The organism is Streptomyces sp. NPDC002754 (assembly GCF_053592315.1).
The window spans coordinates 153,357-178,501 of the sequence record NZ_JBSFVM010000001.1 but is presented as its reverse complement, the minus strand read 5'-3'; the positions used below and the strand labels follow the sequence as shown (position 1 = coordinate 178,501).

The window sequence follows — 25,145 nt, the reverse complement described above, 5'->3', positions numbered from 1 at the left end:
TCGTAGCGCCGCGTGTCCCCATCGCCGAGCCCGCAGCGGAACTCGTACGGCAGGGACTCCCCGCTTCTCCCACGAGGGGCGGGGAGCCCCGTGCCGAACGAACGTTAAGCCGTTGACGACCAGTCAGACGGTCAGTCGGTGATCTCGATGTGGCCGTTCGCCGATTCGGCGCCGGCAGCCGCTTCGGCGGGCTTCGGGGCAGGCACCGCCGCACCCTTGCCGCCAGTGAGGTTCTTCAGCAGCGCGGCGAGGTCGACGCCGGTCGTGGAGTTCAGAAGTTCCACGCCCTGGGCGACGTTGTCGGTGACCGTACGGGACAGCTGGCTCGCGCCGTCCGTGGAGATCACCGTCATCTTGTCGACGGCGCTCAGCGGTTCGGACGCCTTGGCGACGACCTGCGGCAGCACCTCGACCAGCATCTGCAGCACGGCCGCTTCGCCGTACTGCGCGAACGCGTCGGCCTTCTTCTGCATGGCCTCGGCCTCGGCGGCGCCCTTCGCACCGATCGCCGCCGCCTCGGACTCACCCTCGAGACGGACCGCGTCCGCGAGCGCGGCACGGTGCGCCTTCTCGCCCTCACCGGTCAGGCGGGACCGCTCGGCGTCCGCCTCGGCCTGCTTCACCAGGCCGATCCGGCGGGCCTCGGCCTCCTGCTCCGCCTGGTAGCGGGCGGCGTCGGCGGGCTTGCGGACCTTGGTGTCCAGCTCGCGGTCGGTCAGGGCGGCCTGGCGCTGGGCGACCTTCTCCTGCTCGGTCAGCACCTCCTGCTGCCGGGCGGCGTCGGCGAGCGGGCCCGCCGCGTTCGCCTGCGCGGAGGCCTGGTCGGTCTCCGCCTTGATCTCGGCCTGCTTCAGCGCGAACGTGCGCTGCGCGATCGCGATCTCCTCCTCGGCCTTCAGCCGCGCCTGCTCGGCGGCGCGGCGTGCGACGGCCTCGGCGATGTCCGCCTCCTGCCTGGCGCGGGCGGCCTCGGGCCGGCCCAGGTCCTCCAGGTACGAACCCTCAGTGGTGATGTCCTGGATCTGGAACGCGTCCAGGACCAGGCCCTGTCCGGACAGCGACGCCTCCGCCTCCTCGGCGACCTGCCCGGCGAACGCGGCCCGGTCGCGGATGACGTCCTCCACCGACATGCGTCCGACGATGGAGCGCAGCGCACCGGACAGCACTTCCTGGGTGAAGCCGACGATGCCGTCCTGCTGCATCAGGAAGCGCTGGGCGGCCGCCCGGATCGAGTCCTCGGTGCCGCCGACCTTGACGATCGCGACGCCTTCGAGGTGCGCCTTGACCCCGCGCAGAGTGACCGCGCCGCGCACCGCGACGGGGATGTGCCGCGAGGACAGGTCAAGGGTGAACTTCTGCTGTACGAACGGGACGACGAAGACGCCGCCGCCGACCACGACCTTCTGGCCGCTGTTGTCGGTGATGACGTGGCCGGTCTCCGGGTCGGTGGACTTCTTGCCGCGCCGCCCGGTGACGATGAACGCCTGACTGGGCCCCGCGACCTTGTAGCGGGTGATGACGACGAGCGCCAGCAGGACCAGGAGTACGACGACTCCGGCCACGGCGATGGTGACAGGGCTCATGATGGCTTCCCCCTCTGCCCCCTCGCCTCCCGGCGAACGGCAGTCGGTTGGTGATGGTGCGTGCGGTTCATATGGTTCGTGGCGGTGCCCGCGGACGGTGGTCAGCGGTCGACGGTGCGGACCTCGACCGAGGTCGGCGACAGGAGGTCCGCCACCCACACCTCGGCGCCGCGGCCTACCGCGACCGCGCTCTTCGCCGAGAACTTCGTCGGCTGGCCCGCGAGGTGCAGCAGCACCTCGCCGTATCCGTCGACAGGGATGGCGGTGACGACGGTGCCCGCGCTGCCGACGAGGTCGGCGCCGCGGGGTGTCACCGCGGTCTGGTCGCGCATCAGCGCGCGGGTCACCTTCCACGTCAGCCAGCCGGCGCCGCCCCCCGCGACGGCGCCGACTGCGGTTGCGGGCCCAGCACCGAGGTCGGTGGTGCCGAGCACGATCGCGCCGCCGAACCCGAGCATCGACACGAAGCCGGCGATCACGGGCAGCGACAGCAGTCCGTCGAAGAGCCCGTCCAGGGCCCCGATCCCGTCGAAGAGCCCCTCCAGCACCCCGTCGAGCACCAGGGACAGGACGAGCAGCACCACTCCCGCGATGCCGAGCCCGAGAAACCACGTCATGTCACTGACCCCCTGGCTCTCCTGTTTCCGCGTGCACTGTGTGCTGCCCTGAACGTTGTCATGGGCAACCACCTGAAGTACCTTCCGGATCCCGGCAATCTTTACGCGATTTTGATGCCTACTTGCGCATACGTTAAAAAGTCCGGGGAGTAGAAGGCACGGCGATGGGGGGTGGGCATGACGTCGCAGCAGGACGTACCCGACGGGTATCTGGACGGGTACGTGCAGGCGGTGGCGGACGCCGCCGCCACGGGACGCCGGCTGACCCGGGACGAACTCGACGCGCGCCGCGCGCTGGGCGAGCGCGCCGCGCAGGCGGGGCTCGGGCTGCGTGCCCTGGTCGCCGCCCATCTCGCGCGGACGCACACCGGCAACATCGGCGCCAGGGTGACGGTCGACGCCGTCGTCGCGGCCAGCGCGCAGGCCATCGACGCGTTCGCCGAAGGGTACGAGCGCGCGCAGCGCCAGACGATGCGCCGGGAGGAAGCGGCACGCCGCGAGTTCATCGACGACCTGCTCTACGGCCGCAGCGACCTGGGCAAACTGGGCGAGCGCGCCGAGCGTTTCGGGCTGCGCCTGTCCGGCGAGCACGCCATTGCGGTGGCCCGCGGCGACGCCGCGTACGAGGAGGGCGACACCGTCGCGCGCGAGATCGAAAGCGCGGTCATCGCACGCTTCGGCAACCGGAACATCCTGCTGACCACGAAGGAAGGGCGGCTCGTCTGCATCGCCCCCGGTGACCAGAGCGAGGTCCTCACCTACTTCGCCAAGCAGGCGTACGCCGCTGCCGAGGGCGGCCAGGTCGCCATCGGCCGCCCGCAGTCAGGGCCCGGCGGCGTCGTCCAGTCCTACGAGGAGGCGCTGGGCGCGCTCGACCTGGCCACCCGTCTGGGCCTTGACACCCCGGTGCTGCACTCGGCCGACCTCCTCGTCTACCCCGTCCTCACGCGCGACCGGCAGGCCATGACCGACCTGGTCCACAACACGCTGGGCCCGCTGCACCAGGCACGCGGCGGCGCCCAGCCGCTGATCGACACGCTCATGGCGTACTTCGACTCCGGCTGCGTGTCGGCCGAAGCGGCCCGCCAACTCTCGCTCAGCGTACGGGCGTTCACGTATCGCCTCGCCCGCATCCACCAGCTCACGGGCATCGACCCGGCGGTCCCGGCCGACCGCTACACGCTCCAGACCGCGGTGATCGGCGCCCGCCTCATGGACTGGCCGACGGACACCGTCTGACACGAAGGACCTCCACCGTGCGGGGCCGCGGCGGCTGCCACGCGGGTTCGGACCCCAACGGGTGATGCTGACCAACGTGCCCCAGGTTGGCGTGGCCGCAGGTCAGGCCCATGCTGTGGGCCATCGTGCGCGGCGGGCGCATCCCAGGCCATCGGCAGACTGCTGCCCGTTCAGGGCGTCACGATGTCGAAGTTGGGGTCGAACGTGTCGATGAGCTCGGCCAGCGCCGGAAGGACGGTGTCGTCGCCGTCGAGTTTGATCTTTCCGGCCTCGGCGAGCGGGGCCGCGCCCGCCGGGTTCAGCAGCACACCCACCAGTGCCGCCTTGGGGCCCGTGACGGTGAGTCGTGTGTCCGGCGAGGCACCGCGACGAGCGTTGAGGACGCCGCGCGCGACCCACATCGTCCACGTCTCGCCGTTATCGGCGTCGGTGTCGGTGTCGGTGAAGCAGAAGTCGATGCGCAGGTCGGTCTGTGCTGCCTTGTCGCCGACCACGTGGACGGCGACGTAGTCGAAGAGGATGTCGATGGGCATCGCGAGGATCGTGTCCGGGCTCGCGGTGGCGAACGTGGCAGGCTGGACTCCCTCGCGCAGTTCCTTGGCCGCGGTGAGGAAGATGCCGCGCCACTGCGGCCCCTCGGCCTGGTAGCCCATCTGCTCGTAGGCGTCGGCTTGGAGGTCGCGGGCCGGCTGGTTGTCCGGCTGCGCGAAGACGAGGGCGTGCAGGATCTGCGCGGCCCAGCGGTAGTCGCCCGCGTCGAAGGCCCGCCGCCCCTCGGCCAGGACCTGGTCCGCGCCGATCAGGTCGACGAAGCGGCGGGCCGACTCGGTCGGCGGGTGCGGGTGCAGGGACACGGGGTCGCCGTCCCACATGCCGAGTTCCTTGGTGAACACCGCGCGGACGTCGTGGTGAAGCGTGCCGTGGTAGCCGCGGTTGAACCATTTGCGACCCAACTCCGCTGGCAGTTCGATGACTTCGGCCGCCTCCAGAGGCGTGTATCCCTTGTTCGCGAGGCGCAGCGCCTGGTCGTGGATGTACTTATAGGTGTCACGCTGTGACGCCAGGAACGAGGTGACAGCCTCGTTCTCCCACACCGGCCAGGTGTGCGGGCCGTAGTGCACCTGTGCCTCGTCGCCCCATCGCTCCAGCGTCTCGTCGAGGTAGCGGGCGAAGTTGCGGGCGTCGCGGGTGCGGGCGCCGCGCAGGGTCTGGACGTTGTGGAGGGAGTGGTTGGCGTTCTCGGCGCAGGTGAGGGCGGCCAACTGCGGGATCCAGATGTGCATTTCCTCGGGCGCCTCGGTGTCCGGGGCGTAGAGGAACTCGAATTCGAGGCCGCCCAGGTCACGTCTGGCGCCGGTCTCCGTGATGGCGTCGGTCGGCGAGATGTAGGAGACGGTCACACCTGGGACGGTCGTGATGCCGATGCCGCAGGTCACGCAGCCGGTCGCGGAGTAGTCGAGCAGGCTGTCGAAGGCGTAGGACGCGCGGCGGGACATGGCGTTGCCGGCGATCACGTTCTCGCCGATGGCGTGCTTGTCGAAGGAGGCGATGGTGCCTGGAGCGACGATCGGGACCTTGCCCGACGCGACGTCCTCGGCGCTGACCACGCCCTTGACGCCGCCGTAGTGGTCGATGTGGGTGTGCGTGTAGACGACCGCGGCCACCGGCTTGTCGCTGACGTGCTCGCGGATCATGGCCATGCCCTGCGTGGCCGCCTCGACCGAGGCCATGCAGTCGACGACCACCAGTCCGGTGTCACCCTCGACGACGGTGAGGTTCGCGATGTCGTTGTTGCGCACCTGGTAGATGCCGTCGACGACCTTGAACAGGCCGCCCTTGCGCATGAGTTGCGACTGGCGCCACAGGCTCGGGTTCACGGTGTCCGGTGCCGGGGCGTCGTCGGCGATGTAGTCGAACCGGCTCGCGTCGAAGATGACGCGGCCATCGGTGGCGTACAGCTTGTCGGGGAACGGGGCGATGAACCCGCGGTCGTTGTCGGCAAAGTCCTGCCGGTCGTCCATGGCATACCGGGCGACGGCCGCGCGGTTGACTTCGGCGGTGGCGGGCGTCGCACCCTTGGGCGTGTAGGCCATGACGGCTCCTCCTGCCCGCGGCGGCCGGGCCTGCCTGTTCTGGGCGCCGGACACAGTGGGCCAGTTCGACTGACAGCCACGCTCCCCGTGGGCGCTCAGCACCGCGAGGCAGGTCGGCCGTTCGAGTGAACGGCGCGAGCCCTCCGGGCAAGGGCCGTGCGGTGTGCCACGGTCGCGTCCGACCGCACGGCTCCTTGCCCCTGACGTCACTCGGCGATGTCGATGACGGTTCGCAACGCCTCACCGGTGTGCATCTGGCGGATCGCCTCGTTGATGTCCGTGAGCGGGACACGGTGCGTGATCATCGAGTCGAGGTCGATGCGGCCCGCGCGCCACAGGTCGATGATCGTGGCGTACGTACGCCGGATGTCGTCGCCCCCGTAGAACGAGGGCAGGATCGCCTTCTCGCTCATGACCAGCTCCGCCATGCTGATGTCGGGCAGGTCGGTACGGGAGCCGGCGCCGACCAGACAGACCGTGCCGCCGAGGCGGGTCGCGTCGTACGCGGCGCGCAGGGTGGCGGACTTTCCGACGGCCTCGAAGGCGTAGTCGACGCCGAAGCCACCGGTGAGCCGCTTCACGGTCGCCGCCAGGTCCTGTGGCGCCACAGCCTCGGTGGCACCGAATTTCAGGGCCCAGTCGCGGCGGTTCGCTGTGGGATCCACGGCGATGATCTGCGCCGCGCCCGCGACCTTGGCCCCCTGCAGGATACTGATGCCCACTCCGCCGAGGCCGATCACGACGACCGACGAACCCGGCTTCACCTTCGCGGTGTTGAGGGCGGCACCGACGCCGGTGGTGACGCCGCAGCCGATGAGCGCGGCGATCTCGTACGGGACGTCGTCGGGGATGGGGATGGCCGCGTAGGCCGCGATGACCGTCTCCTCGGCGAAGGTGCCGGCGCCGAGCATGCCGGGCACGGTCGTCCCGTCCGATCCGGCGTGTCCCGTATGGAAGTTGGGCGTGCCGAGGTTGCGGTAGCCGCTGCGGCACATGTGACCCTCACCCCTCTTGCACGAGGGGCACCTGTCGCAGGGCGGCATCCAGCAGACGATGACGCGGTCGCCCGCCTTGACATGAGTGACGCCCTCGCCGACCTCGACGACCTCGCCGGCTCCCTCGTGCCCGGGGACGAACGGGGCGGGGTGGGTGAGCACCCCGCTCATGGCCGACACGTCGGAGTGGCACAGGCCGGCCTTGTGCATCTTGACGCGGACCCGGCCGGGGCCGAAGGAGACGGTCTCGGCGTCGACGACGTCCAGCGTCTCGTCGCCGGTCTGGTGCAGGACTGCTGCGTGCATGCGCGAAACTCCTTTTTGAGTAAGGGGGTTGGGAAAGTCAGGACCGGGCCGGGGCGGGCAGGTTGACGGTCTTGTGCTCGAAGTAGGCGGCCAGCCCCTCGGGCCCGAACTCGCGGCCGATGCCGGAGTTCTTGTAGCCGCCGAAGGGCGCGGCGAGATCGAGACGGAAGCCGTTGACCGTGATGGTGCCGGTGCGGATCCGGCGGGCGACGGCGGTGGCCCGCTCGGTGTCGGACCCGAACACGGCGCCGGACAGGCCGAATTCGGAGTCGTTGGCCAGCTCGACGGCCTCCTCCTCGGTCTTGTAGCGGATGAGGCAGACGACGGGGCCGAAGATCTCCTCGCGGGCGATCCGCATGTCGTTGGAGACGTCGCCGAAGAGGGTCGGTTCGACGTACCAGCCGGTGCCTTGGCCCTCGGGGACGCCGCCGCCGGTGAGGATCTTCGCGCCTTCCTCCTGGCCGATGCGGATGTAGTCGAGGTTCCGCTGCTGCTGCGCCTTGGTCACCATCGGGCCGACGACGGTCGTCGGATCGGCCGGGTCGCCGACCTTGAGCGCCGCGAAGGCGCCTGTCAGGGCCGCGGCCACTTCGTCGTAGCGGGAGGCCGGGACCAGGACGCGGGTGAGGGCGACGCACGCCTGGCCGCTGTTGGCGGCGCAGGTACCGCCGACGATCGCCGGGACCGCGACGGAGAGATCCGCGTCGTCGAGGACGATCGCGGCGGACTTGCCGCCCAGTTCCAGGGATACCCGGGTGAGGTTCTGGGCGGCCGCCGTCATGATCGCCTTGCCCGCGCCGACGGAGCCGGTGAACGCGACCTTGTCGATGCCGGGGTGCGCCACCAGGTAGGCGCTGGTCTCGCGGTCGGCGGGCAGCACGCTCAGGACGCCGTCGGGCAGTCCGGCGTCCGCGCACACCTGCGCCAGCCAGTTCGCGTCCAGCGGCGTCTCCGGCGACGGCTTGAGGATGACGGCGCAGCCCGCGAGGAGCGCCGGGGCGAGCTTGCCCGCGATGGTCAGCTGGGGCACGTTCCACGGGGTGACGGCGGCGACGACGCCGACGGGCTCGCGGCGTACGAGGACGGGGCCGCCGGTTCCCTGACGTTCGCCCTCTTCCTGGAACCGCGTGGCGGCAGCGAGTGCCGTGGTGAAGACGCCGACGGCGGACAGCGCCTGCCCGCGGACGGCGAACAGCGTCGGGGAACCGTTCTGCACGCTGATCAGTTCGGCGAGTTCGCGGTGGCGGGCGGCCAGGGCGTCCTTGGCGCGGCTGACGATCTCGGCGCGCTCGGCGAGTGCCATGCGGGGCCAGGGCCCCTGGTCGAACGCGGCGCGTGCGGCGGCGACCGCGCGGTCCACGTCGGCCGGGGTCGCGTGCGGGACGCGGCCCACGACCTGTTCGGTCACCGGCGAGACCACCTCGATGGTGTCGGACCCGGCGGGTTCGACCCAGCGGCCGCCGATGAAGAGCGTGTGATGTTCCAGGATCTCGGTCACGCAGGAAGACTGCTCTGCATTCGTCACATTGGCAAGCGTTGACTCACGACACCGAGGCCAAGCAGCCTTCTTACTGGGAATATGCAATCAAGACTCTGGACACAGAGGTTATTGCGAATTAACTTAGGCGCCGTTCGGCGATGCCTGTCGAGTAGGCCGAGGCCGAGCGGCCCGTGGTCGGGCAGGCCAGGAAGGAACGTGACCGTGCGTCGCACCGTGTTCACCGAGAACCATGAGGATTTCCGTACGACGATCCGGGCGTTCCTCGCCGACGAGGTCGTCCCGCACTACGCGGACTGGGAGCGTCAGGGCCACGTCCCGCGCGAGCTGTACCGCAGGCTCGGCGCGCTGGGCGTGTTCGGCATCAACGTGCCGGAGGAGTTCGGCGGCGCGGGCGTCACCGACCTCACGTACCTGGCCGTGCTGCGCGAGGAGTGCGGGCGGGTGGGCATCGTCCTCGGCGCGGAGTCCGTGCACACCTGCCTCGTACTGCCCTATCTGCTGAAGTTCGGCAGCGACCGGCAGAAGCGGTGCTGGCTGCCCGGCTTCCTCTCCGGCGAGATCATGACCGCCATCGCCATGACCGAGCCCGGAACCGGCTCCGATCTGGCGGGCATCGCCACCCGCGCGCGACTCTCGGACGACGGCACGCACTACGTTCTCAACGGCGCCAAGACCTTCATCACCGGAGGCGCTCGGGCGGATCTGATCCTGGTCGTGTGCCGCACGACGCCGTACGACCCCGGGAACAGGCGCGCCGGTCTGTCGATCCTGTGCGTGGACACGGGTTCGGAGGGCTTCGCGGTCGGCCGCAAGCTGGACAAGATCGGTCTGCGGGCACAGGACACCGCCGAGCTGTCCTTCACCGATGTCCGCGTCCCCGTGGAGAACCTCCTCGGGGAGGAGGGCGCGGCCTTCTCGTACCTGACGCACAACCTCGTCGTGGAGCGTCTCGGCGCCGCCGTCGGCGCCTACGCCAACGCCGCCGGGGCGATCGGCCTCGCCCGGGACTACGTACAGGAGCGCGAGGTCTTCGGCAGACCGGTGGCCGGGTTCCAGAACACCAAGTTCGTGCTCGCCGAGTGCGCCGCCGAGGTCGACGCCGCGCAGTGCCTCGTCGACCGCGCCCTGGCCGAGCACGCGGCGGGCGAACTGACGCCCGCCGACGCCGCCCGGGCCAAGTTGTTCTGCACCGAGGTCGCGGGCCGCGTCATCGACAAGTGCCTTCAACTGCACGGCGGTTACGGCTACATGCTCGAATACCCGATCGCCCGCCTATACGCCGACACCCGCGTCAACCGGATCTACGCCGGGACCAGCGAGGTCATGAAGACGATCATCGCCAAGGACCTCGGGCTCTGAGCCCGTTGCCCGCTGTCTGCCCCACGTTCCCCAGGAGGACCCTCATGCGCGACGCAGTGATCGTCGACGCCGTACGCACCCCGGTCGGCAAGCGCGGCGGCTCGCTCTCCACGCTGCACTCCGCTTCGCTCTCCGCGCACGTTCTCAAGGCGCTGGCCGAGCGCAACCACCTCGACCCGGTCCTCGTCGACGACGTCATCTGGGGCTGCGCCTCGGCGGTCGGCATGCAGGCGGGCTGTGTCGGACGGGCCGCCGTGCTCGCGGCCGGCTGGCCCGAGAGCGTGCCGGGGCTGACCGTCGACCGGCAGTGCGGCTCGTCACAGCAGGCCGTCCACCAGGCGGCGGCCGGGGTCGTATCCGGGCAGTACGACGTGGCCGTGGCCGGCGGCGTCGAGATCATGAGCCGACTCCCGCTCGGGACGACGCGCGGCGACGGCAGTTTCGGCGAACCGTTCGGCCCGGACGTCTTCGCCCGCTACGACGGCGTCCGCTTCAACCAGGGAATGGGCGCCCAACTGATCGCCGATGAGTACGGCATCACGCGCGCGGAGATGGACCAGCACGGCCTCCACTCCCACGAGCGGGCCACCCGCGCCGTCGACGAGGGCCGCTTCACAGCGCAGATCGCCCCCGTCACCCTGGACAACGGCGCCGTCTTCGCCACCGACGAAGGCATACGGCGCGGCTCCAGCATGGAGACCCTGGCCGGGCTCAAGCCGGCCTTCCGCACTGACGGTTCGATCACCGCGGGGAACGCCTCGCAGGTCTCCGACGGCAGCGCCGCCCTGCTCGTCACCACCAGCGAGTTCGCCGCGTCCCAGGGCTGGACCCCGATGGCCCGCGTCCACACCGCCGTCGTGACCGGCACCGACCCGGTCACCATGCTCAAGGGCCCGATCCCGGCGACCGCCAAGGCGCTCAAGAAGGCCGGTCTCGCCCTGGACGACATCGGCGCCTACGAGATCAACGAGGCGTTCGCCTCTGTCACGCTGGCCTGGCTGCGTGAGACCGGCGCCGACTACGGGCGGATGAACCCGCTCGGCGGCGCGATGGCCATCGGCCACCCCATCGGCGGCTCCGGCGCCCGCCTCATGACCACGCTCGTCCACCACATGCGCGACAACGGCATCCACTACGGCCTGCAGTCCATGTGCGAGGGCGGCGGCATGGCCAACGCCACGATCCTCGAACTCCTCTGAGGGCGCCTGGTGTTGCACGCGACGCCGCTGGCTGGACGCCAGGACTTCGGCGGGTTCCTCGGCCTGGAGCGACTGGACCGGGACCTGTTCCGCGGCTGGTGCCATGACGGCGTTCCGCTGCGCGCCTTCGGCGGTCAGGCCCTCACGGCGGCGGGCCGCACCGTGCCCGACGGCCGGGCCGTGCACTCCCTGCACGGCTACTTCCTGCGCGCCGGGGACACGTCCCGCCCGCTCGACTACCGCGTGGAGCGGGTGCGGGACGGATCCTCGTATCTGTCGCGCAGGGTCACCGCGGCGCAGGACGGCGCGACCGTCTTCACGCTGTCCGCCTCGTTCAAGCGGCCGGAACACACCGACGACCGACAGCCCGCGATGCCGAGCGCTCCCGGGCCCGACGAACTCCCCGACCTGTACGAGGTCTGGGAGCGCACCAACCCCGACGACTACGTGCAGGCCGAGTTCCGTCGCGTCCTGGACATGCGGTACGTTCCCGGGCCCGCCGAGCCCGTGCCCGGCATGACGAAGCAGAAGCTGTGGATCCGCTCGCGCGAGCGGCTGTCCGACGATCCGCTGCTGCACGCCTGCGCGCTCACGTACGCCTCCGACCTCTTCCTCGCCCCGGCCGTCGCCCTGTCGACGGACCTGCCCCGGATGCTGCGGGACACACCGGCCTCGGTGTTCCTGACCTCCCTCGACCACGCGGTCTGGTACCACCGGACGTTCCGCGCCGATGAATGGATGCTGTTCACCCAGCGCAGCCCCACCGCGGGCGACGGGCGCGGGCTCGCCTTCGCCGACGTGTGGAGCGTCGACGGCCGGCTCCTCGCGCACGTCGTGCAGGAGACGGTGGTGCGCCCGGCCCGGCCCACGGCGTCCGAACTCCCCCTTCCCTCCTCCCGTTAAGGAGCCGAACCACCATGTCCGACCTCGTCCTCACCTCGTTCGACGACGGTGTCGCCGTCATCACGATCAACCGCCCCGAGGCACGCAACGCCGTCAACCGCGCCGTCGCCGACGCGGTCGCCGCGGCCGTCGACGAACTCGACGCCCGAGACGACCTCGTCGTCGGCGTCGTCACCGGCGCGGGCGGCACGTTCTGCGCGGGCGCCGACCTCAAGGCGCTGGCCGCCGGAGAGCGCTCGGGCATCCCGGGCCGCGGCTTCTGCGGCGTGACCGAGACCCCGCCCGCCAAGCCGCTGATCGCCGCCGTCGAGGGATACGCGCTCGGCGGCGGCACCGAACTGGCCCTCGCCTGCGATCTGGTCGTCGCCGCCGAGAGCGCCCGGTTCGGCCTGCCGGAGACCAAGCGCGGCCTGATCGCCGCCGGTGGCGGCCTTGTCCGCATGCCGCGGAAGATCCCCGCCAACATCGCCATGCAGTACGCGCTGACGGGTGACTTCCTCGACGCCCAGCGGGCGTACGACCTGGGCATGGTCAACGAACTGACTCCGGCGGGCGGGGCGTTGGACGGCGCGCTGGCCCTGGCCCGCCGGATCGCGGCGAACGGGCCGCTCGCCGTCCGCACGACCAAGCAGATCGTGACCGAGTCCTTCGGCTGGCCGGCCGAGGAGACGTGGACCCGCAACACCGCCGCGTGCGCCCCGGTGTTCGCCTCGGTCGAGGCCAAGGAGGGGGCGCGCGCCTTCGCCGAGAAGCGCCGACCCACCTGGACCGGACGCTGACGGCCCAGCTACGAGGACACCGGGTGATCCACAACTAGAGTCCCGAGACAACGCTCGGGCATGACCGGACAAAGGAGTTCTGGCATGACCACCGCCTGGCCCGCAGGGCTGCCCCGCACGCTCGACTATCCCGACGGCACCATCGCGGACCTTCTCGCCGGTTCCGCCCATGCCTACCCCGACCGGACCGCCCTGATCGACGGCGAGGTGCGGCTGAGCTTCGCCCAGCTGCACGAACGCGCGTTGCGGGTCGCCCAGGGGCTGCGCGACCAGGGCATCGCACCGGGCGACGCCATCGGCCTCCACCTGCCCAACTCGGTCTGGTTCACGGTCGCCTACTACGGCACCCTGCTGGCGGGCGCCTCCGTGGTGCCGCTCAATCCCACCCAGCCGGCGCTCGCCCTGCGCCAACAGCTCGACGACTCCGGCGCGGTCGCGGCCTTCACGCACCCCGCGGTCGCGACACCGCTTGCGCAGGCTCTGGAAGGGTCGGCCGGCATCCGGTTCGTCTGTGTGACGCCCCCGACGGCCGCGGCGCCTGCCGCCGACCGGCCGGACACCGCTTTCGCGGTGCCCACCCTCGCGTTCGACGACCTGATGAAGGCTCCGGCGACTCCGCCGGCGAAAGTGTCCGGCGACATGGTGGCGCACCTGGCGTTCACCGGCGGAACCACGGGCGTCCCCAAAGCGGTACGGGTCCTGCACCGCAACCTGGTCAAGAACGTGCTCCAGGTGGCATGTTGGCGCAGCGCCGCCGTCCCGTTCACGGACGAGCAGGGCCGCATCATGCTGCGCCATGTGCCGGAGGCCCGGACCGCGCACCACATCCCGCTGGGCGCGGCGACCGGCATCTCCATCGCTCCGCTCTTCCACGGCATGGGCATGGTCAGCCAGAGCGTCTTCGCCGCCGCGGGGCTCTCGATGGTGGTGTTCGGCCGGTTCGACGCGGTCAGGTATCTGGACACCATCGAGCGGATGCGTGTCCATGCCATCACGGGTTCCCCGGCCCTGTGCCATGCACTGCTGGCCGTCGCGGACGTGCGGGAGCGCGACCTGACATGCGTACGTGTGGTCAGCAGCGGCTCCGCACCCATCAACCCGGCCGCGGTCGCGGAGCTCACGGAGATCTTCCCGAACGCCGTGGTCAGTGACGGCTACGGGCTGACCGAAGCCACGATGGGTGTCGCGATCAGTCCGCTGGACACGACGCTGCCCCGTCCGCAGGGCAGCACCGGCCTGGCGCTCTTCGACACCGAGATCCAGATCAGGGACATGGACGGCGTCACGCCCAAGGCGGCGGGCGGGAAAGGCGAGGTCTGGGTCCGGGGCCCGCAGGTCACGGCCGGCTACCTCGGCCACCCGGAGCTCACCGCGGGGCAGTACGTCGACGGCTGGCTGCGTACCGGAGACCTCGGCACGCTCGACGAGCAGGGCTGGCTGTCGCTGGTGGGCCGGGCGAAGGACATGCTCATCTACAAGGGCTACAACGTGTACCCGGGCCCGCTGGAGAACATCCTGCGCGAGCACCCGGCGGTCGCCCAGGTGTCCGTCGTGGGCCGGCCGCACGCGGAGCACGGCGAGATCCCGGTAGCCTTCGTCACTTTGAAGACCGAGGCACACACGGCCGAACCGGACTTCCTGGCACGGGAGTTGATGGAGTACGTCACCGAGCGCGTCGCCCCCTATCAGCGCGTCAGGGACTTGGTGATCGTGGAGCAACTCCCGCTGTCGGCCACCGGCAAGATCCTCAAGTCGGAGCTGCGCAAGCGAGCGGCCGAGTCCTGAGACTTCCGGGCAGGCGAAAGGGGCCGGGCGGAGTGTGACTCCGCCCGGCCCCTTCGGGTACCCGGCCGCTACGGCAGCACGATCGGGAAGTTGCGCGCGGGGTTCTCCAGCAGGCCGTGGAAGGTGGACAGGACGGTGACGTCGCCGTCCACCGTGACGGCTCCGGAGCCGATCGCCTCGGGGAATGAAGCGTGCTGAGCCAGCACCGAGTTGAGCGTGGTCCGCGCCAGGCGCAGCGTCAGCTGCGGCGCCTCGCCGCCGGGGGCGTCGCCGCGCATCGGCGTGAGGACGCCGTTGCCGACGAGCAGGGTCCACACCTCGTCGGTGTCGGTGAACTCCCAGCGCAGCAGCAGCCGGTGGGCGGCCGCGCGCGGGCCGTCGAGACGTACGGCCATCGAGTCGAAGATCTGCCCGGTGCCGAGAGCCGCCAGCATGTCGATGCTGTCGACGCGGGGTGCGCCCTTGCCGCGCCTCTCCTGTCCCGCCTCGCGCAGTTCCTTCGCGCCGGTGAGGTAGATGTTGCGCCAGGTGCCGTTCTCCTGGGCGTGCCCCAGCTGCTCGTACGTGGCGATCTGCAGCTCCCGGGCGGCCAGGTGCTCCGGCTCGGCGAACAGGACGTGGTTCAGGAGTTCGGCGGCCCAGCGCAGGTCGCCGCCCTCGAACGCCTTGCGGGCGGACTCGACCGTGGCGTCCGCGCCGCCGATCGCGGTGACGTACCGCTCGGCCTGCTCGACCGGCGGGTGCTGCCACAGGTGTGCCGGGTTGCCGTCGTACCAGCCCATGTAGCGCTGGTAGATCGCCTTGACGTTGTGACTGATGGAGCCGTAGTAGCCGCGCGCGCTCCAGGCCCGGCCCAGCTCGCCGGGGAAGCCCTGGATCTCCTCGGCGATCTCGGTGCCGGTCAGTCCGCGGTTCATCAGCCGCACGGTCTGGTCGTGGAGGTAGGCGTACGCGTCACGCTGCTCGGTGAGCATCCGCATGACCTGTTCCCGCCCCCAGGTCGGCCAGTTGTGGGAGCCGATGAGCACATCGGCCTCCGGGAAGAGCTGGATCGACTCCGTGATGTACGAGGCCCACGCGTGGGCGTCGCGGACCTGGGCGCCGCGCAGGGTGAGGACGTTGTGCAGGGTGTGGTTGACGTTCTCGGCGATGAGCAGGACCTGGTGGTCGGGCAGGTAGAAGTTCATCTCCGAGGGAGCCTCGGTGTCAGGGGTGAGCTGGAAGGCGAGACGCACCCCGTCGAGCACCAGTTCCTGGCCCGTCCCGGTGATGTCCTGGGTCGGAGGAACAAGGCCGACGGTTCCGGTGGACAAGGCCTGCCCCAGGCCGAAGCCGACCGCCGCCTCGGGGCCGACGGGCAGCGAGCGGCCGTACATGAAGACGGCGCGCCGGAGCATGGCCGGCCCCGCGAAGATGTTCTCGCTGACCGCGTGCTGCATGAACCCCTCGGGGGCGATCACCGCGCACTCGCCGGCCTCGACCGCCTCCGTGGTGGTGACGCCGAGCACGCCGCCGAAGTGGTCTCCGTGGCTGTGCGTGTAGATGACGGCCTTCACGGGGCGCTCACCGCGGTTGCGCCGGTAGAGCGCCAGGCCCGCCTCGGCGACCTCCTTGGAGGTCAGCGGGTCGACGACGACCACACCGGTGTCGCCCTCGATGATCGTCATGTTGGAGACGTCGAGGCCCCGGGCCTGGTAGATGCCGGGTACGACCTCGAAGAGGCCCTGCGCGGTGTTGAGGCCGCTCTGTCGCCACAGGCTCGGGTGGACGGTGTCGGGGCAGTCGTCCTTGGTCAGGAAGTCCCAGCGGTCGTTGTCCCAGACGACCCGACCCGCCTCGTTGCGTACGACGCAGGGCTCCAGCTTGTCGACCAGGCCACGGGTGGCGGCGGCCTGGTCACCGGTGTCGCCCCAGTCGAGATCAGGGGTGGTGTGGGTCATGGGCTCAGTCCTCGCCGTCCATGGAGGTGGGTGCAGGGGTGGTGATACGGGTCCAGACGCCGCTCTCGCCGGCCTCGGCGGCGCGGCGTCCGAGGCGCTCGGCCCAGTGCCGCTCGCTCGCGACGGCGTCGCGCCAGGCCCACAGGCGGCGCGTGAGGTGATGCAGCGGGTACTCGGCGGTGATGCCCATGGCGCCGTGCAACTGGTGTGCCAGCTGGGCGATTTCGGTGGCCGCGGCGGCCGTGGTGAGCCGGGCGATGTCGACGGCTCCGCCGAGTGGCGGCGACTCGCGCGCCAGGGCCAGCGCCGCGTCGGCCTGGACGAGCTGGACCCGCATGCGGGCCAAGTTCGTGGAAACCGCCGGGATCTTGAGCAGCGGCGCGCCGAACTGCTCCCGCTCCGCGACGTACGACCTGGTGAGCCGGTAGGCGCCGTGGGCGGCGCCGAGCACGGCCGCCGACCACAGGAGGGCGAGCCGCTCGCGGATCGCGTCGTAGCCGGGCGCTTCGTCGAGGCGCGGGGCAGGGGTGTCCGTCAGGAACACGGTGTCGCGCGGTTCACCGGCGACGTTCTCGCCGGGACGTACGCTCACAGAAGGGTGCCGCAGGTCGACGACGACGGGCCCGAACTGCTCGGCACACAGCACCAGTTGGGCGGAATCACAGGCCCACGGGACCGCGTTGAGCTCCGCCGTGACGGTTGCGGTTGCGGACCCCCTGTCCGGCGCCTTGTCGAGAAGGAGGACCGTGGCCTGATCGGCGTCGAGGCGTCGCGCGTGAGCGAGCACCCAGTCGGCGGTGGCCGCCTCGACGAGGGGGACGCCGATGCCGTGCCCGGCGAGGGCCTCGGCCACCACAAGCAGGTCGTCGAGGTGGCCGCCCGAGCCGCCCTTGTCCTCGTCGATGCCGACGCGAGGCAGGCCTAGCTCGACCAGGTTGTCCCACAGCTTGGAGGTGTCGTCCGTGGCGGCCAGGCCGTCCACCAGGCTCCGCAGTTCTTCGGCGAACTCGCTCATGCGCGGGCCTCCTGTCGGGCGATGAGGGAGAGCAGGACCTCGGCCGCGCCACCGCGCAGTCCGAACGCGGGCGAAGCGAGCAGGGCCTGCCCGAAGACGGAGTCGAAGGCCGGGTCCTGGCACAGGTCGGTGCGGCGCAGCGCCTCGATGACATCGCGCTCGAACGCGTTGCCCAGGTACTTCAGCGCGGCTGCCTGCTGGACGGGGGCCTGCCCGTCGTCCATGGCGCGGGCGACCTCGAAGCACAGGCGGCGCAGAACGGCGAGGCGGGCGACCAACTCGCCCAGCAGGGCGTGCAGTTCACGGTCGTCACGCTGCCGGGCGGTCTCTGCGATCAGTTCCACGAGGACGGGGTAACTGGACAGGGCGCGCTCGGCACCGCCACGCTCGAAGGAGAGCTGTTCGACGACCTGCTTCCAGCCGCGGCCGACCTCGCCGAGCACCCGCCCGGCGGGGACGAAGACGCTCTCGAAGCGCACCTCGTTGAAGTGGTGCTCGCCCGCGAGGTCGACGATCGGGGTGACGCTCACGCCCTCGCTGTCCATGTCGAGGATGAACTCGGTCAGCCTGTCGTGCTTGCGCTCCCCGCGCGCGGTCCGCGCCAACAGATAGGCGTGGGTGGCCTGATGGGCCTGGGTCGTCCAGATCTTGTGGCCGGTGACCAGCCAGCCACCGTCGACGGCCTCCGCGGAGGTGCGTACGGAGGCGAGGTCGGAGCCGGCTTCCGGTTCACTCATGCCGAGGCAGAAGACGGCGTCGCCGGAGGCGATGCGCGGCACGATCTCCTCCTGGAGTTCGCGCGTACCGTGCCGCAGGACGGCCGGGCCGATCTGCCGGTCGCCGATCCAGTGCGCGGCGACCGGCGCACCTGCCCGCAGCAACTCCTCGGTGACGGCGAGGCGTTCGACGTTGGTGCGCCCCGCGCCGCCGAACTCCTTCGGGTACGTCATCGCGATGAGACCGCGGGCGGCAAGCTCCTTGCTGAACTCCAGGTCGAAGGAGCGCAGCCAGGAGTCGCTGCGGGGCGCGTAGCGTCCGGCGTCCCGCCACTGCGTGGTCAACTGCCGTACCTGCGAACGGAGTTCGGCGCAGGGATCCGTATCTGGGATGTGCTGCATGAGGGCCTTTCGGGCGAGGGGGTTCAGCGGCCGGTGAAGACGCCGGGGCGCTTTTCCTGGAAGGCGGCGAACGCCTCCGCGGAGTCCTCGGTGGAGGTGATCACGGCCATGTGCGAGGAGACCAGGTCGAGCGCCGTGCGCAGGTCGTGGCGGGCGCCCTGGCGGACGGCGCGCTTGATGGTGCGGATCGCGACGGGCGGGCGCTCGGCGAGCCGCGCGGCGTAGGCGTACACCGCGTCCATCAGGTCTTCGTCGTCGTGGACCTCGTCGACCAGGCCGATGCGCAGCGCTTCGTCGGCGCCGACGAAGTCGCCGGTCCACAGCATGCGCAGGGCGGTGGAGGTGCCGACGGCGCGCGGCAGGAGCCAGCAGCCACCGTCGCCGGGCACCAGGCCGACCTTGATGTATCCCTCACAGAAGCGGGCGGAGCGGCCGCCGAAGCGCAGGTCGCACAGGAGCGCCATGTCCATCCCGGCGCCGACGGCGGGCCCGGCGACGGCAGCGATGACCGGCTTGTCGACGTCCTCCAGGGCGAGCGCGACCCGGTGCACGTTCTGGGTGAGGAGTTCCTTCTCGCCGAGCGGCGCCCGCTGCTCCCCCTTGAAGGCGGAGAGGTCGACACCTGAGCAGAAGGACCCCCCGGCGCCCGTGACAACGATGACCCGCACCTCCGGGTCGCGCTGGGCCTCGATCAGCGCGTCCGCCCAGGCGTGCACCATCTCGATGGTGAAGGCGTTCTTGCGGTCGGGGCGGTTGAGCAGGATGGTCGCGATCCCGTCGCGGACGGTGTACTCGAGATCGGCCATGGCCGTCCCTCTCTCGTCGAACGAATGAGTAAATCTGTCGGTGACCAGCGGTGACTGGATGAGCGAGGCGCGCAGTTCGCGCTTGAGGACCTTGCCGCCCGGATTGCGGGGCAGCGCGTCGACGAAGTGGACGTTCCGTGGCTTTTTGTACGAGGCGATGCGCGGCCGCGTGAACTCGATCAGCTCTTGCGCGGTGGGGCGGGCGACGCCGGGCCGCAGTGCGACCACGGCCGTAACGGCCTCGCCCCACACCGGGTCGGGCACGGCGACGACCGCGCTCTCGGCGACCGCCGGGTGTTCCGCGAGGACGGCCTCGACCTCGGCCGGGTACACGTTCTCGCCACCGCTGACGATCATGTCCTTGATCCGGTCGGTGAGGTACAGGTAGCCGTCCTCGTCGAGGTATCCGCCGTCTCCGGTCCTCAACAGGCCTTCTGCGTCGTACAGTTCGGCCGTCTCGTCCGGTCGCTTCCAGTACCCGGGCGTGTTGTGGCGGGAGCGGACGCGGATCTCGCCGGGCGTCCCGGCGGGAACGGGGCGACCGGTCGTGAGGTCGGCGATCATGACGTCGACGCCGCGGCGCGGTTTCCCGACGGACCTGAGCAGCCGGCGCTTTGACCCGTCGCCCGCGTGGTCCTCCGGCGGCAGCTGGGTGACCGTGCCGCCCCCCTCGGTCAGCCCGTACTTGCCCATGAAGTGACAGCCGAAGACGCTCATGGAGCGGCGTAGCAGGGCCGGTGTGACGGGCGCGGAGCCGTAGGTGATCAGCCGCAGCCGGGAGAAGTCGCGCCGGTCGATGTCCGGGAGCGCGGTGAGCAGGTGCAGCACCGAGGGGACGAGGAAGGCATGCGTGACGCCTGCCCGCTCGATGGCCTCGGCCGCGCCCTCGGGGGTGAAGTTGGGGACCATGAGGCTCGCGGCCCCGGCGGTCAGGGCGACACGCAGCCAGCCGAGGCCGCCGATGTGGAACATCGGCAGGGCGTTGATCGCCACCGAATCGGCGTCCCACAGGTACTCCTCCAGCTCGGTGCCGTCGGCGAAGAAGTTTCCGTGGGTGAGCAGCACGCCCTTGGGCAGGCCGGTCGTGCCGGAGGTGTAGATCTGCAGGAACACCTCGTCGGCATCCGCCGCACCGCCGCGCCCCGGGTCGTCGTCCGGTTGGGCGGCGAGCCAGCTCTCGTACGCCGGGACGTCCGGGTCGTCGGACGGTCCGATGGCGACGAGGCGGAGGCCGGTCAGGGCCGCGCGCACGGCGTCGGCCGCCGCCCTGAACTCCGTTTCGACGAGCAGGACCCGCAGCTCGGCGTCGCGCGCCACGGCCGTCAACTCCGGTACGGCGAGCCGCCAGTTGAGCGGGACGGCCACCAGGCCGGCCTTGCCCGCGGCGGTCACGATCTCGCCCGCCTCGGTACGCGTCCGGGCAAGGAAGCCGATCCGCGATCCGGCGGGGGCCGCGGCCAGCAGGGCGCGGGCGAGCCGGTTGGTGCGGGTGTGCAGATCGGCGTAGCGGATCGTGCGGTCCGCGCAGACGAGCGCGGCGGACGTGCCGCGCTCCCGGGCGTGCAGGCGGATCGCGTCGGGCAGATGCAGGCCCGTGAGTTCCATGTGGCTTTCCCTCAGGCGTCGTTGGCAGAGGATGCGGCGGTGGCGGTGGCGGTGGCGACGTGTCAGCCCTTGGGCCCACCGGCGACGTACAGGATCTGGCCGTTGACGAATCCGGCCTCCTCGCGGCAGAAGAAGGAGACGGCCTGGGCGATGTCCTCGGGCCGGCCGCCCCTGCGTACCGGAATGGCCTTGGCGTACCGGTCGGTGAACTCCTCGAACGTGATACCCATGCGCTGCGCGGTGGCCTCGGTCATCTCGGTGGCGATGAAGCCGGGTGCCACGCAGTTGACGGTGACGCCGAACGGGCCGAGCTCGATGGCGAGGGTCTTGGTCAGTCCCTGGAGGCCGGCCTTGGCGGACGAGTAGTTGGCCTGGCCGCGGTTGCCGAGGGCGGCGGACGAGGACAGGTTGACGGTGCGGCCCCAGCCTGCGGCGGTCTGGTGGCGCTGCACCGCACGGGCCACCAGGAAGGCGCCGCGCAGATGGACGCCGATGACCGAGTCGAAGTCCTGGTCGGTCATCTTGAAGACCAGGTTGTCCCGGACGATGCCGGCGTTGTTGACGAGGACGGTGGGTGCTCCGAGTTCGGCGTCCACTCGGGCGACAGCGGCTTCGACCTGCGCGGCGTCCGAGACGTCGCAGTTGACGGCGAGGGCGCGCCCGCCGTCCTTCTCGATGGTCGCGACGGTCGCGGCGCACGCGGCCTCGTCCAGGTCGAACACGGCGACGGCGAATCCGTCGGCGGCGAGACGTACGGCGGTCGCGGCACCGATGCCACGCGCGGCACCGGTGACGATGGCGACACGTTGAACAGGGTTGATCTCAGACACAGTTGACTCCGGGCGGCGAGGGGTGGGTGACGGTCTACTTGGGGGCCATCCGGATCGCGCCGTCGAGGCGGATCGTCTCACCGTTCAGCATCGGGTTCTCGATGATCGACGTGGCCAGGTGGGCGAACTCGGCCGGGTCGCCGAGCCGCGAGGGGTGCGGCACCTGGGCGCCGAGCGCGTCGAGGAAGCTCTGCGGCTTCTTGTTGAGCAGGGGTGTGGAGAACAGGCCGGGCGCGATGGTCATCACCCGGACCTTGGCGGCGGCCAGGTCGCGGGCGATGGGCAGGGTCATGCCGACGATGCCGCCCTTGGAGGCGGAGTAGGCGCACTGCCCGATCTGCCCCTCGAAGGCGGCCGCGGACGCGGTGTTGATGATGACGCCGCGCTCGCCGTCGACCTCCTGCGTCTTCGCCATCTCGGCGGCCGCGAGGCGCAGCACGTTGAAGGTGCCGATGAGGTTGACGCCGACGACGAACTCGAAGTCCTCCAGGGCGTACGGCGTGCCGTCGCGGCCGACCGTCCTGCCCCCCTTGCCGAGGCCCGCGCAGTTGACGGTGACGCGCAGCGGAGCCTGGGCGGCGGCGGTCGCGACGGCACGTGCGGCGTCGTCGGCGCTGCGCACGTCACCGGCGACGAAGTGGGCGCGCTCGCCGAGCTCCTTGGCCACCGCCTCGCCGTTGGAGGTCGGCAGGTCGAGGAGGACGACCTGGGCGCCGTACTCGACGAGGCGGGTGGCCGTGGCCAGGCCGAGGCCCGAGGCGCCGCCGGTGACGACGGCGGAGACTCCGTTGATCTGCATGGTTGCTTCCTGCTTCCTGTGTGGACAGTGGGTGGGAGTCGAAGGGAACGGAGGTGGCCTCAGAGGCCGATCGACTTGGCGACGATCGTCTTCATGACCTCGCTGGTGCCGCCGTAGATCCGCATGACGCGGGTATCGGCGTACAGGCGGGCGATCGGGTACTCCAGCATGTAGCCGTAACCGCCGTGCAGCTGAAGGCACTTGTCGATGACCCGGCTCGCGGCCTCGGTGCAGTGCAGCTTCGCCATCGCGGCGTAGTCGGCGCTCAGCTCGCCCCGGGCGTCGCGCTCCAGCGCCTCGTACGCCATCAGCCGCGCCGCCTCGACGTCGGTGGCGCACTCGGCGAGTACGAACTTGGTGTTCTGGAAGGACGCGACCGCCTTGCCGAAGACCTCGCGGTCCTGGGTGTACTCCTTGGCGAAACGGACCGCGGCGTCGGCAGCGGCGGCGGCCTGGACGGCGATGACGAGCCGCTCGCGCGCCAGATTGCGGCCCAGGTAGAAGAAGCCCTCGCCCTCTTCACCGAGGAGATTGTCCACCGGCACCTTGACGTCGGTGAAGGAGAGTTCGGCGGTGTCGGAGGCGTGCAGGCCGATCTTGTCCAGGCTCCGGCCGACCTGGAAGCCCTCACTGGTGGTGTCGACGACGAGGATCGACAGGCCTTTGCGCCGGTTGTCGGCCGGGGCGGGCGCGGTGCGGCACACGACGAGGACGAGGTCGCACTGGGTGCCGCCGGTGATGAACGTCTTGGCGCCGTTGAGGACGTAATGCGTCCCGTCCGCGGACAGTTCGGCCTTCGTCCGGATGCCGGCGAGGTCGGAGCCGGTGCCGGGCTCTGTCATCGCGATGGACAGCATGAGGTCGCCGGAGACACAGCCCGGGACCCAGCGCCGCTTCTGCTCCTCGGTCCCGAAGTGCAGCAGGTACGGCAGGATGATGTTGGCGTGCGTCATGGCGGTGCCGACGGTGGCACCGGCGCGGGCGACCTCCTCGGCGAACACCGCGCCGAAATGGTGACTGCTCTGCGCCCCGCCGCCGTACTCCTCGGGCACCTCGATGCCGAGGACGCCGAGCTCCCCGAGCTTCTTGTAGAAGTCCCGGGAGACAGCCTTGGCCGTGACCCACTCCTCCAGGTGCGGGACCGCTTCCTTCCCGAGGAAGTCCCGGACCATCTCGCGGAACACCTCGTGCTCCTCGCCGAATACCGTGCACGGCATGCCTGCATCTCCTGACCTTGGGTTAGCCGAGTTTCACTTTTACCTCCGGTTGCCTTGCTGTCAAGGGCTCTAATGGCGCACCATGCGAGAGGTCAGCCAAGTTAGCGAGAAATAACTTGACGCCGGTTCTCGCCCATCCTTCAGCCCTCCCCCAGGAGCAGCCCATGCGTGACGCAGTGATCGTCGACGCCGTGCGCACCCCCGTCGGCAAGCGCGGCGGTTCCCTCTCCGGCATCCACGCGGTGGATCTGTCGGCCCACGTCCTGACCGCCCTCGCCGAGCGCACCGGGCTCGACCCCGCCTTGGTCGACGACGTCGTGTGGGGCACCGTCTCCCAGGTCGGCGAGCAGGCCGGCGTCGTGGGCCGGTTCGCGGCGCTCGCGGCCGGCTGGCCCGAGTCAGTGCCCGGCGTCTCCGTCTCGCGCGCCTGCGGCTCGTCCCAGCAGTCGGTCCACTTCGCCGCGGGCCTGGTAATCGCCGGGCAGTACGACATCGCCGTCGCGGGCGGTGTCGAGTCGATGAGCCGCGTTCCGATGGGCGCGGCGCGCAGCGCCCCGGGGGCGGGTACGCCGTACGGCCCCTCCGTGATGAACCGCTACTTCCCCGACGGCCAGGGCCAGTTCGACCAGGGCGTGGGCGCCGAGCTGATCGCCGAGCGGTACGGGTTCACCCGCCCCCAACTCGACCAGCACGCCCTGGACTCGCACGAGCGCGCCGCCCGCGCCGTCGACGAGGGCTGCTTCACCGCGCAGATCGCCCCCGTCACCGTCACCGGTGAGGACGGCGCCGAGCGGGTCTTCGACACCGACGAGGGCGTACGGCGCGGCTCGACACTGGAGAAGCTCGCGACGCTGAAGACACCGTTCAAGGCGGACGGCGTGGTGAGCGCGGCCAACTCCTCGCAGATCTCCGACGGCGCCGCCGCGCTGCTCATCACCACCCCGGAGATCGCGAAGGCGCAGGGCTGGACACCGATGGCGCGCGTGCACACGGCAGTCCTTGCGGGCTGCGACCCGGTCACGATGGCCCTGGGCCCGGCCCCCGCGACCGCCAAGGCACTCAAGCGCTCGGGCCTGTCCATCGGCGACATCGGCGCGTTCGAGATCAACGAGGCGTTCGCCCCGGTCACCCTGGCCTGGCTGAGGGAGACCGGCGCCGACTACGCGCTCATGAACCCCAACGGCGGCGCGATGGCGATCGGACACCCCCTCGGCGGCTCGGGCGCACGCCTGATGACGACGCTGGTCCACCACATGCGCGACAACGGCATCCGCTACGGCCTGCAGGCGATGTGCGAGGCGGGCGGCATGGCCAACGCGACGATTCTCGAACTCCTCTGAGCCGACAGAACCGCCGCACGACGGCGTGAGTCCGGGCCACGCCCGGACTCACACGCGTCCCGAGCGCTTTACGGCGTGCCCGACGCCACCGCGCGTTCAGGGGCGACCACCGCCGC

Annotated in this window: 19 protein-coding genes; 7 read left to right on the top strand and 12 right to left on the bottom strand. The window is 70.8% G+C overall.

The features are described from left to right. Nucleotides 1-131 precede the first annotated feature (131 nt). On the bottom strand, nucleotides 132-1,583 hold the full coding sequence (locus ACWD2L_RS00980; protein ID WP_351330374.1) for a flotillin family protein: 1,452 nt from the start codon (nucleotides 1,581-1,583) through the stop codon (nucleotides 132-134). Nucleotides 1,584-1,684: 101 nt separating this feature from the next. Next, entirely contained in the window at nucleotides 1,685-2,200 is a 516-nt protein-coding gene (locus ACWD2L_RS00975; RefSeq protein WP_351330376.1) for a hypothetical protein, read from the bottom strand. Between the two features lie 177 nt (nucleotides 2,201-2,377). On the opposite strand from ACWD2L_RS00975, the gene ACWD2L_RS00970 reads away from it, so the two are divergent. After that, nucleotides 2,378-3,439: a PucR family transcriptional regulator gene (locus tag ACWD2L_RS00970; protein WP_351330378.1), complete on the top strand. Its 1,062-nt coding sequence runs from the start codon at nucleotides 2,378-2,380 to the stop codon at nucleotides 3,437-3,439. A gap of 170 nt (nucleotides 3,440-3,609) precedes the next feature. On the opposite strand, the gene ACWD2L_RS00965 is transcribed toward ACWD2L_RS00970, so the two are convergent. The 3 genes from ACWD2L_RS00965 to ACWD2L_RS00955 form a co-directional block, all read right to left on the bottom strand. Further along, nucleotides 3,610-5,532, bottom strand: coding sequence for an alkyl/aryl-sulfatase (locus ACWD2L_RS00965; protein WP_351330379.1), 1,923 nt, complete (start codon nucleotides 5,530-5,532; stop codon nucleotides 3,610-3,612). A gap of 206 nt (nucleotides 5,533-5,738) precedes the next feature. Then, nucleotides 5,739-6,833, bottom strand: coding sequence for a zinc-binding dehydrogenase (locus ACWD2L_RS00960; protein WP_351330381.1), 1,095 nt, complete (start codon nucleotides 6,831-6,833; stop codon nucleotides 5,739-5,741). A gap of 37 nt (nucleotides 6,834-6,870) precedes the next feature. Next, on the bottom strand, nucleotides 6,871-8,331 hold the full coding sequence (locus ACWD2L_RS00955; protein ID WP_351330383.1) for an aldehyde dehydrogenase: 1,461 nt from the start codon (nucleotides 8,329-8,331) through the stop codon (nucleotides 6,871-6,873). Between the two features lie 204 nt (nucleotides 8,332-8,535). On the opposite strand from ACWD2L_RS00955, the gene ACWD2L_RS00950 reads away from it, so the two are divergent. The 5 genes from ACWD2L_RS00950 to ACWD2L_RS00930 all read left to right on the top strand — a co-directional run bounded on the left by ACWD2L_RS00950 (nucleotide 8,536) and on the right by ACWD2L_RS00930 (nucleotide 14,359). Then, nucleotides 8,536-9,693 carry an acyl-CoA dehydrogenase family protein gene (locus ACWD2L_RS00950; RefSeq protein WP_351330385.1) on the top strand — a complete coding sequence of 386 codons (1,158 nt, stop codon included), beginning with the start codon at nucleotides 8,536-8,538 and terminating at the stop codon, nucleotides 9,691-9,693. Nucleotides 9,694-9,737: 44 nt separating this feature from the next. Next, nucleotides 9,738-10,892, top strand: a complete 1,155-nt coding sequence (locus ACWD2L_RS00945; protein WP_351330387.1) for a thiolase family protein — start codon at nucleotides 9,738-9,740, stop codon at nucleotides 10,890-10,892. Nucleotides 10,893-10,901: 9 nt separating this feature from the next. After that, complete coding sequence (locus ACWD2L_RS00940; protein ID WP_351330389.1) at nucleotides 10,902-11,795, top strand: acyl-CoA thioesterase; 894 nt, start codon at nucleotides 10,902-10,904, stop codon at nucleotides 11,793-11,795. Nucleotides 11,796-11,809: 14 nt separating this feature from the next. After that, on the top strand, nucleotides 11,810-12,574 hold the full coding sequence (locus tag ACWD2L_RS00935; RefSeq protein ID WP_351330391.1) for a crotonase/enoyl-CoA hydratase family protein: 765 nt from the start codon (nucleotides 11,810-11,812) through the stop codon (nucleotides 12,572-12,574). A gap of 84 nt (nucleotides 12,575-12,658) precedes the next feature. Next, complete coding sequence (locus tag ACWD2L_RS00930) at nucleotides 12,659-14,359, top strand: class I adenylate-forming enzyme family protein (protein WP_351330392.1); 1,701 nt, start codon at nucleotides 12,659-12,661, stop codon at nucleotides 14,357-14,359. 68 nt (nucleotides 14,360-14,427) lie between these two features. Here the strand turns inward: ACWD2L_RS00930 and ACWD2L_RS00925 are convergent, their stop codons facing one another. From ACWD2L_RS00925 to ACWD2L_RS00895, 7 genes are all read right to left on the bottom strand, one after another. After that, the gene (locus ACWD2L_RS00925) at nucleotides 14,428-16,299 is read right to left on the bottom strand and encodes an alkyl/aryl-sulfatase (protein WP_351330394.1); all 1,872 of its coding nucleotides are present in this window, start codon (nucleotides 16,297-16,299) and stop codon (nucleotides 14,428-14,430) included. A 4-nt stretch (nucleotides 16,300-16,303) separates the two neighbouring features. After that, nucleotides 16,304-17,314 (bottom strand): acyl-CoA dehydrogenase family protein, encoded by a 1,011-nt coding sequence (locus ACWD2L_RS00920; RefSeq protein ID WP_351330396.1) that lies wholly within the window; start codon nucleotides 17,312-17,314, stop codon nucleotides 16,304-16,306. Continuing rightward, a complete protein-coding gene (locus ACWD2L_RS00915; protein ID WP_351330397.1) occupies nucleotides 17,311-18,432 on the bottom strand; it encodes an acyl-CoA dehydrogenase family protein in 1,122 nt (373 codons plus the stop codon). Before ACWD2L_RS00915 ends, ACWD2L_RS00920 begins: the two co-directional genes overlap by 4 nt. A gap of 23 nt (nucleotides 18,433-18,455) precedes the next feature. Continuing rightward, on the bottom strand, nucleotides 18,456-20,843 hold the full coding sequence (locus ACWD2L_RS00910; protein WP_351330399.1) for an AMP-binding protein: 2,388 nt from the start codon (nucleotides 20,841-20,843) through the stop codon (nucleotides 18,456-18,458). Between the two features lie 62 nt (nucleotides 20,844-20,905). Further along, nucleotides 20,906-21,664 (bottom strand): SDR family oxidoreductase, encoded by a 759-nt coding sequence (locus tag ACWD2L_RS00905; protein ID WP_351330639.1) that lies wholly within the window; start codon nucleotides 21,662-21,664, stop codon nucleotides 20,906-20,908. Nucleotides 21,665-21,707: 43 nt separating this feature from the next. Continuing rightward, nucleotides 21,708-22,472, bottom strand: a complete 765-nt coding sequence (locus tag ACWD2L_RS00900; protein ID WP_351330401.1) for an SDR family NAD(P)-dependent oxidoreductase — start codon at nucleotides 22,470-22,472, stop codon at nucleotides 21,708-21,710. A 59-nt stretch (nucleotides 22,473-22,531) separates the two neighbouring features. Continuing rightward, nucleotides 22,532-23,689: an acyl-CoA dehydrogenase family protein gene (locus tag ACWD2L_RS00895; RefSeq protein WP_351330403.1), complete on the bottom strand. Its 1,158-nt coding sequence runs from the start codon at nucleotides 23,687-23,689 to the stop codon at nucleotides 22,532-22,534. 164 nt (nucleotides 23,690-23,853) lie between these two features. Between ACWD2L_RS00895 and ACWD2L_RS00890 the strand changes: the two genes are divergently transcribed. After that, nucleotides 23,854-25,029 carry a thiolase family protein gene (locus ACWD2L_RS00890; RefSeq protein WP_351330405.1) on the top strand — a complete coding sequence of 392 codons (1,176 nt, stop codon included), beginning with the start codon at nucleotides 23,854-23,856 and terminating at the stop codon, nucleotides 25,027-25,029. The last annotated feature ends 116 nt before the right edge of the window (nucleotides 25,030-25,145 follow it).

Bases quoted from the DNA above. Each gene is read 5' to 3' on its own strand.
- ACWD2L_RS00980 (WP_351330374.1), bottom strand. From the start codon at position 1,583: ATGAGCCCTGTCACCATCGCCGTGGCCGGAGTCGTCGTACTCCTGGTC.
- ACWD2L_RS00975 (WP_351330376.1), bottom strand. From the start codon at position 2,200: ATGACGTGGTTTCTCGGGCTCGGCATCGCGGGAGTGGTGCTGCTCGTC.
- ACWD2L_RS00970 (WP_351330378.1), top strand. From the start codon at position 2,378: ATGACGTCGCAGCAGGACGTACCCGACGGGTATCTGGACGGGTACGTG.
- ACWD2L_RS00965 (WP_351330379.1), bottom strand. From the start codon at position 5,532: ATGGCCTACACGCCCAAGGGTGCGACGCCCGCCACCGCCGAAGTCAAC.
- ACWD2L_RS00960 (WP_351330381.1), bottom strand. From the start codon at position 6,833: ATGCACGCAGCAGTCCTGCACCAGACCGGCGACGAGACGCTGGACGTC.
- ACWD2L_RS00945 (WP_351330387.1), top strand. From the start codon at position 9,738: ATGCGCGACGCAGTGATCGTCGACGCCGTACGCACCCCGGTCGGCAAG.
- ACWD2L_RS00935 (WP_351330391.1), top strand. From the start codon at position 11,810: ATGTCCGACCTCGTCCTCACCTCGTTCGACGACGGTGTCGCCGTCATC.
- ACWD2L_RS00930 (WP_351330392.1), top strand. From the start codon at position 12,659: ATGACCACCGCCTGGCCCGCAGGGCTGCCCCGCACGCTCGACTATCCC.
- ACWD2L_RS00925 (WP_351330394.1), bottom strand. From the start codon at position 16,299: ATGACCCACACCACCCCTGATCTCGACTGGGGCGACACCGGTGACCAG.
- ACWD2L_RS00920 (WP_351330396.1), bottom strand. From the start codon at position 17,314: ATGAGCGAGTTCGCCGAAGAACTGCGGAGCCTGGTGGACGGCCTGGCC.
- ACWD2L_RS00915 (WP_351330397.1), bottom strand. From the start codon at position 18,432: ATGCAGCACATCCCAGATACGGATCCCTGCGCCGAACTCCGTTCGCAG.
- ACWD2L_RS00910 (WP_351330399.1), bottom strand. From the start codon at position 20,843: ATGGAACTCACGGGCCTGCATCTGCCCGACGCGATCCGCCTGCACGCC.
- ACWD2L_RS00900 (WP_351330401.1), bottom strand. From the start codon at position 22,472: ATGCAGATCAACGGAGTCTCCGCCGTCGTCACCGGCGGCGCCTCGGGC.
- ACWD2L_RS00895 (WP_351330403.1), bottom strand. From the start codon at position 23,689: ATGCCGTGCACGGTATTCGGCGAGGAGCACGAGGTGTTCCGCGAGATG.
- ACWD2L_RS00890 (WP_351330405.1), top strand. From the start codon at position 23,854: ATGCGTGACGCAGTGATCGTCGACGCCGTGCGCACCCCCGTCGGCAAG.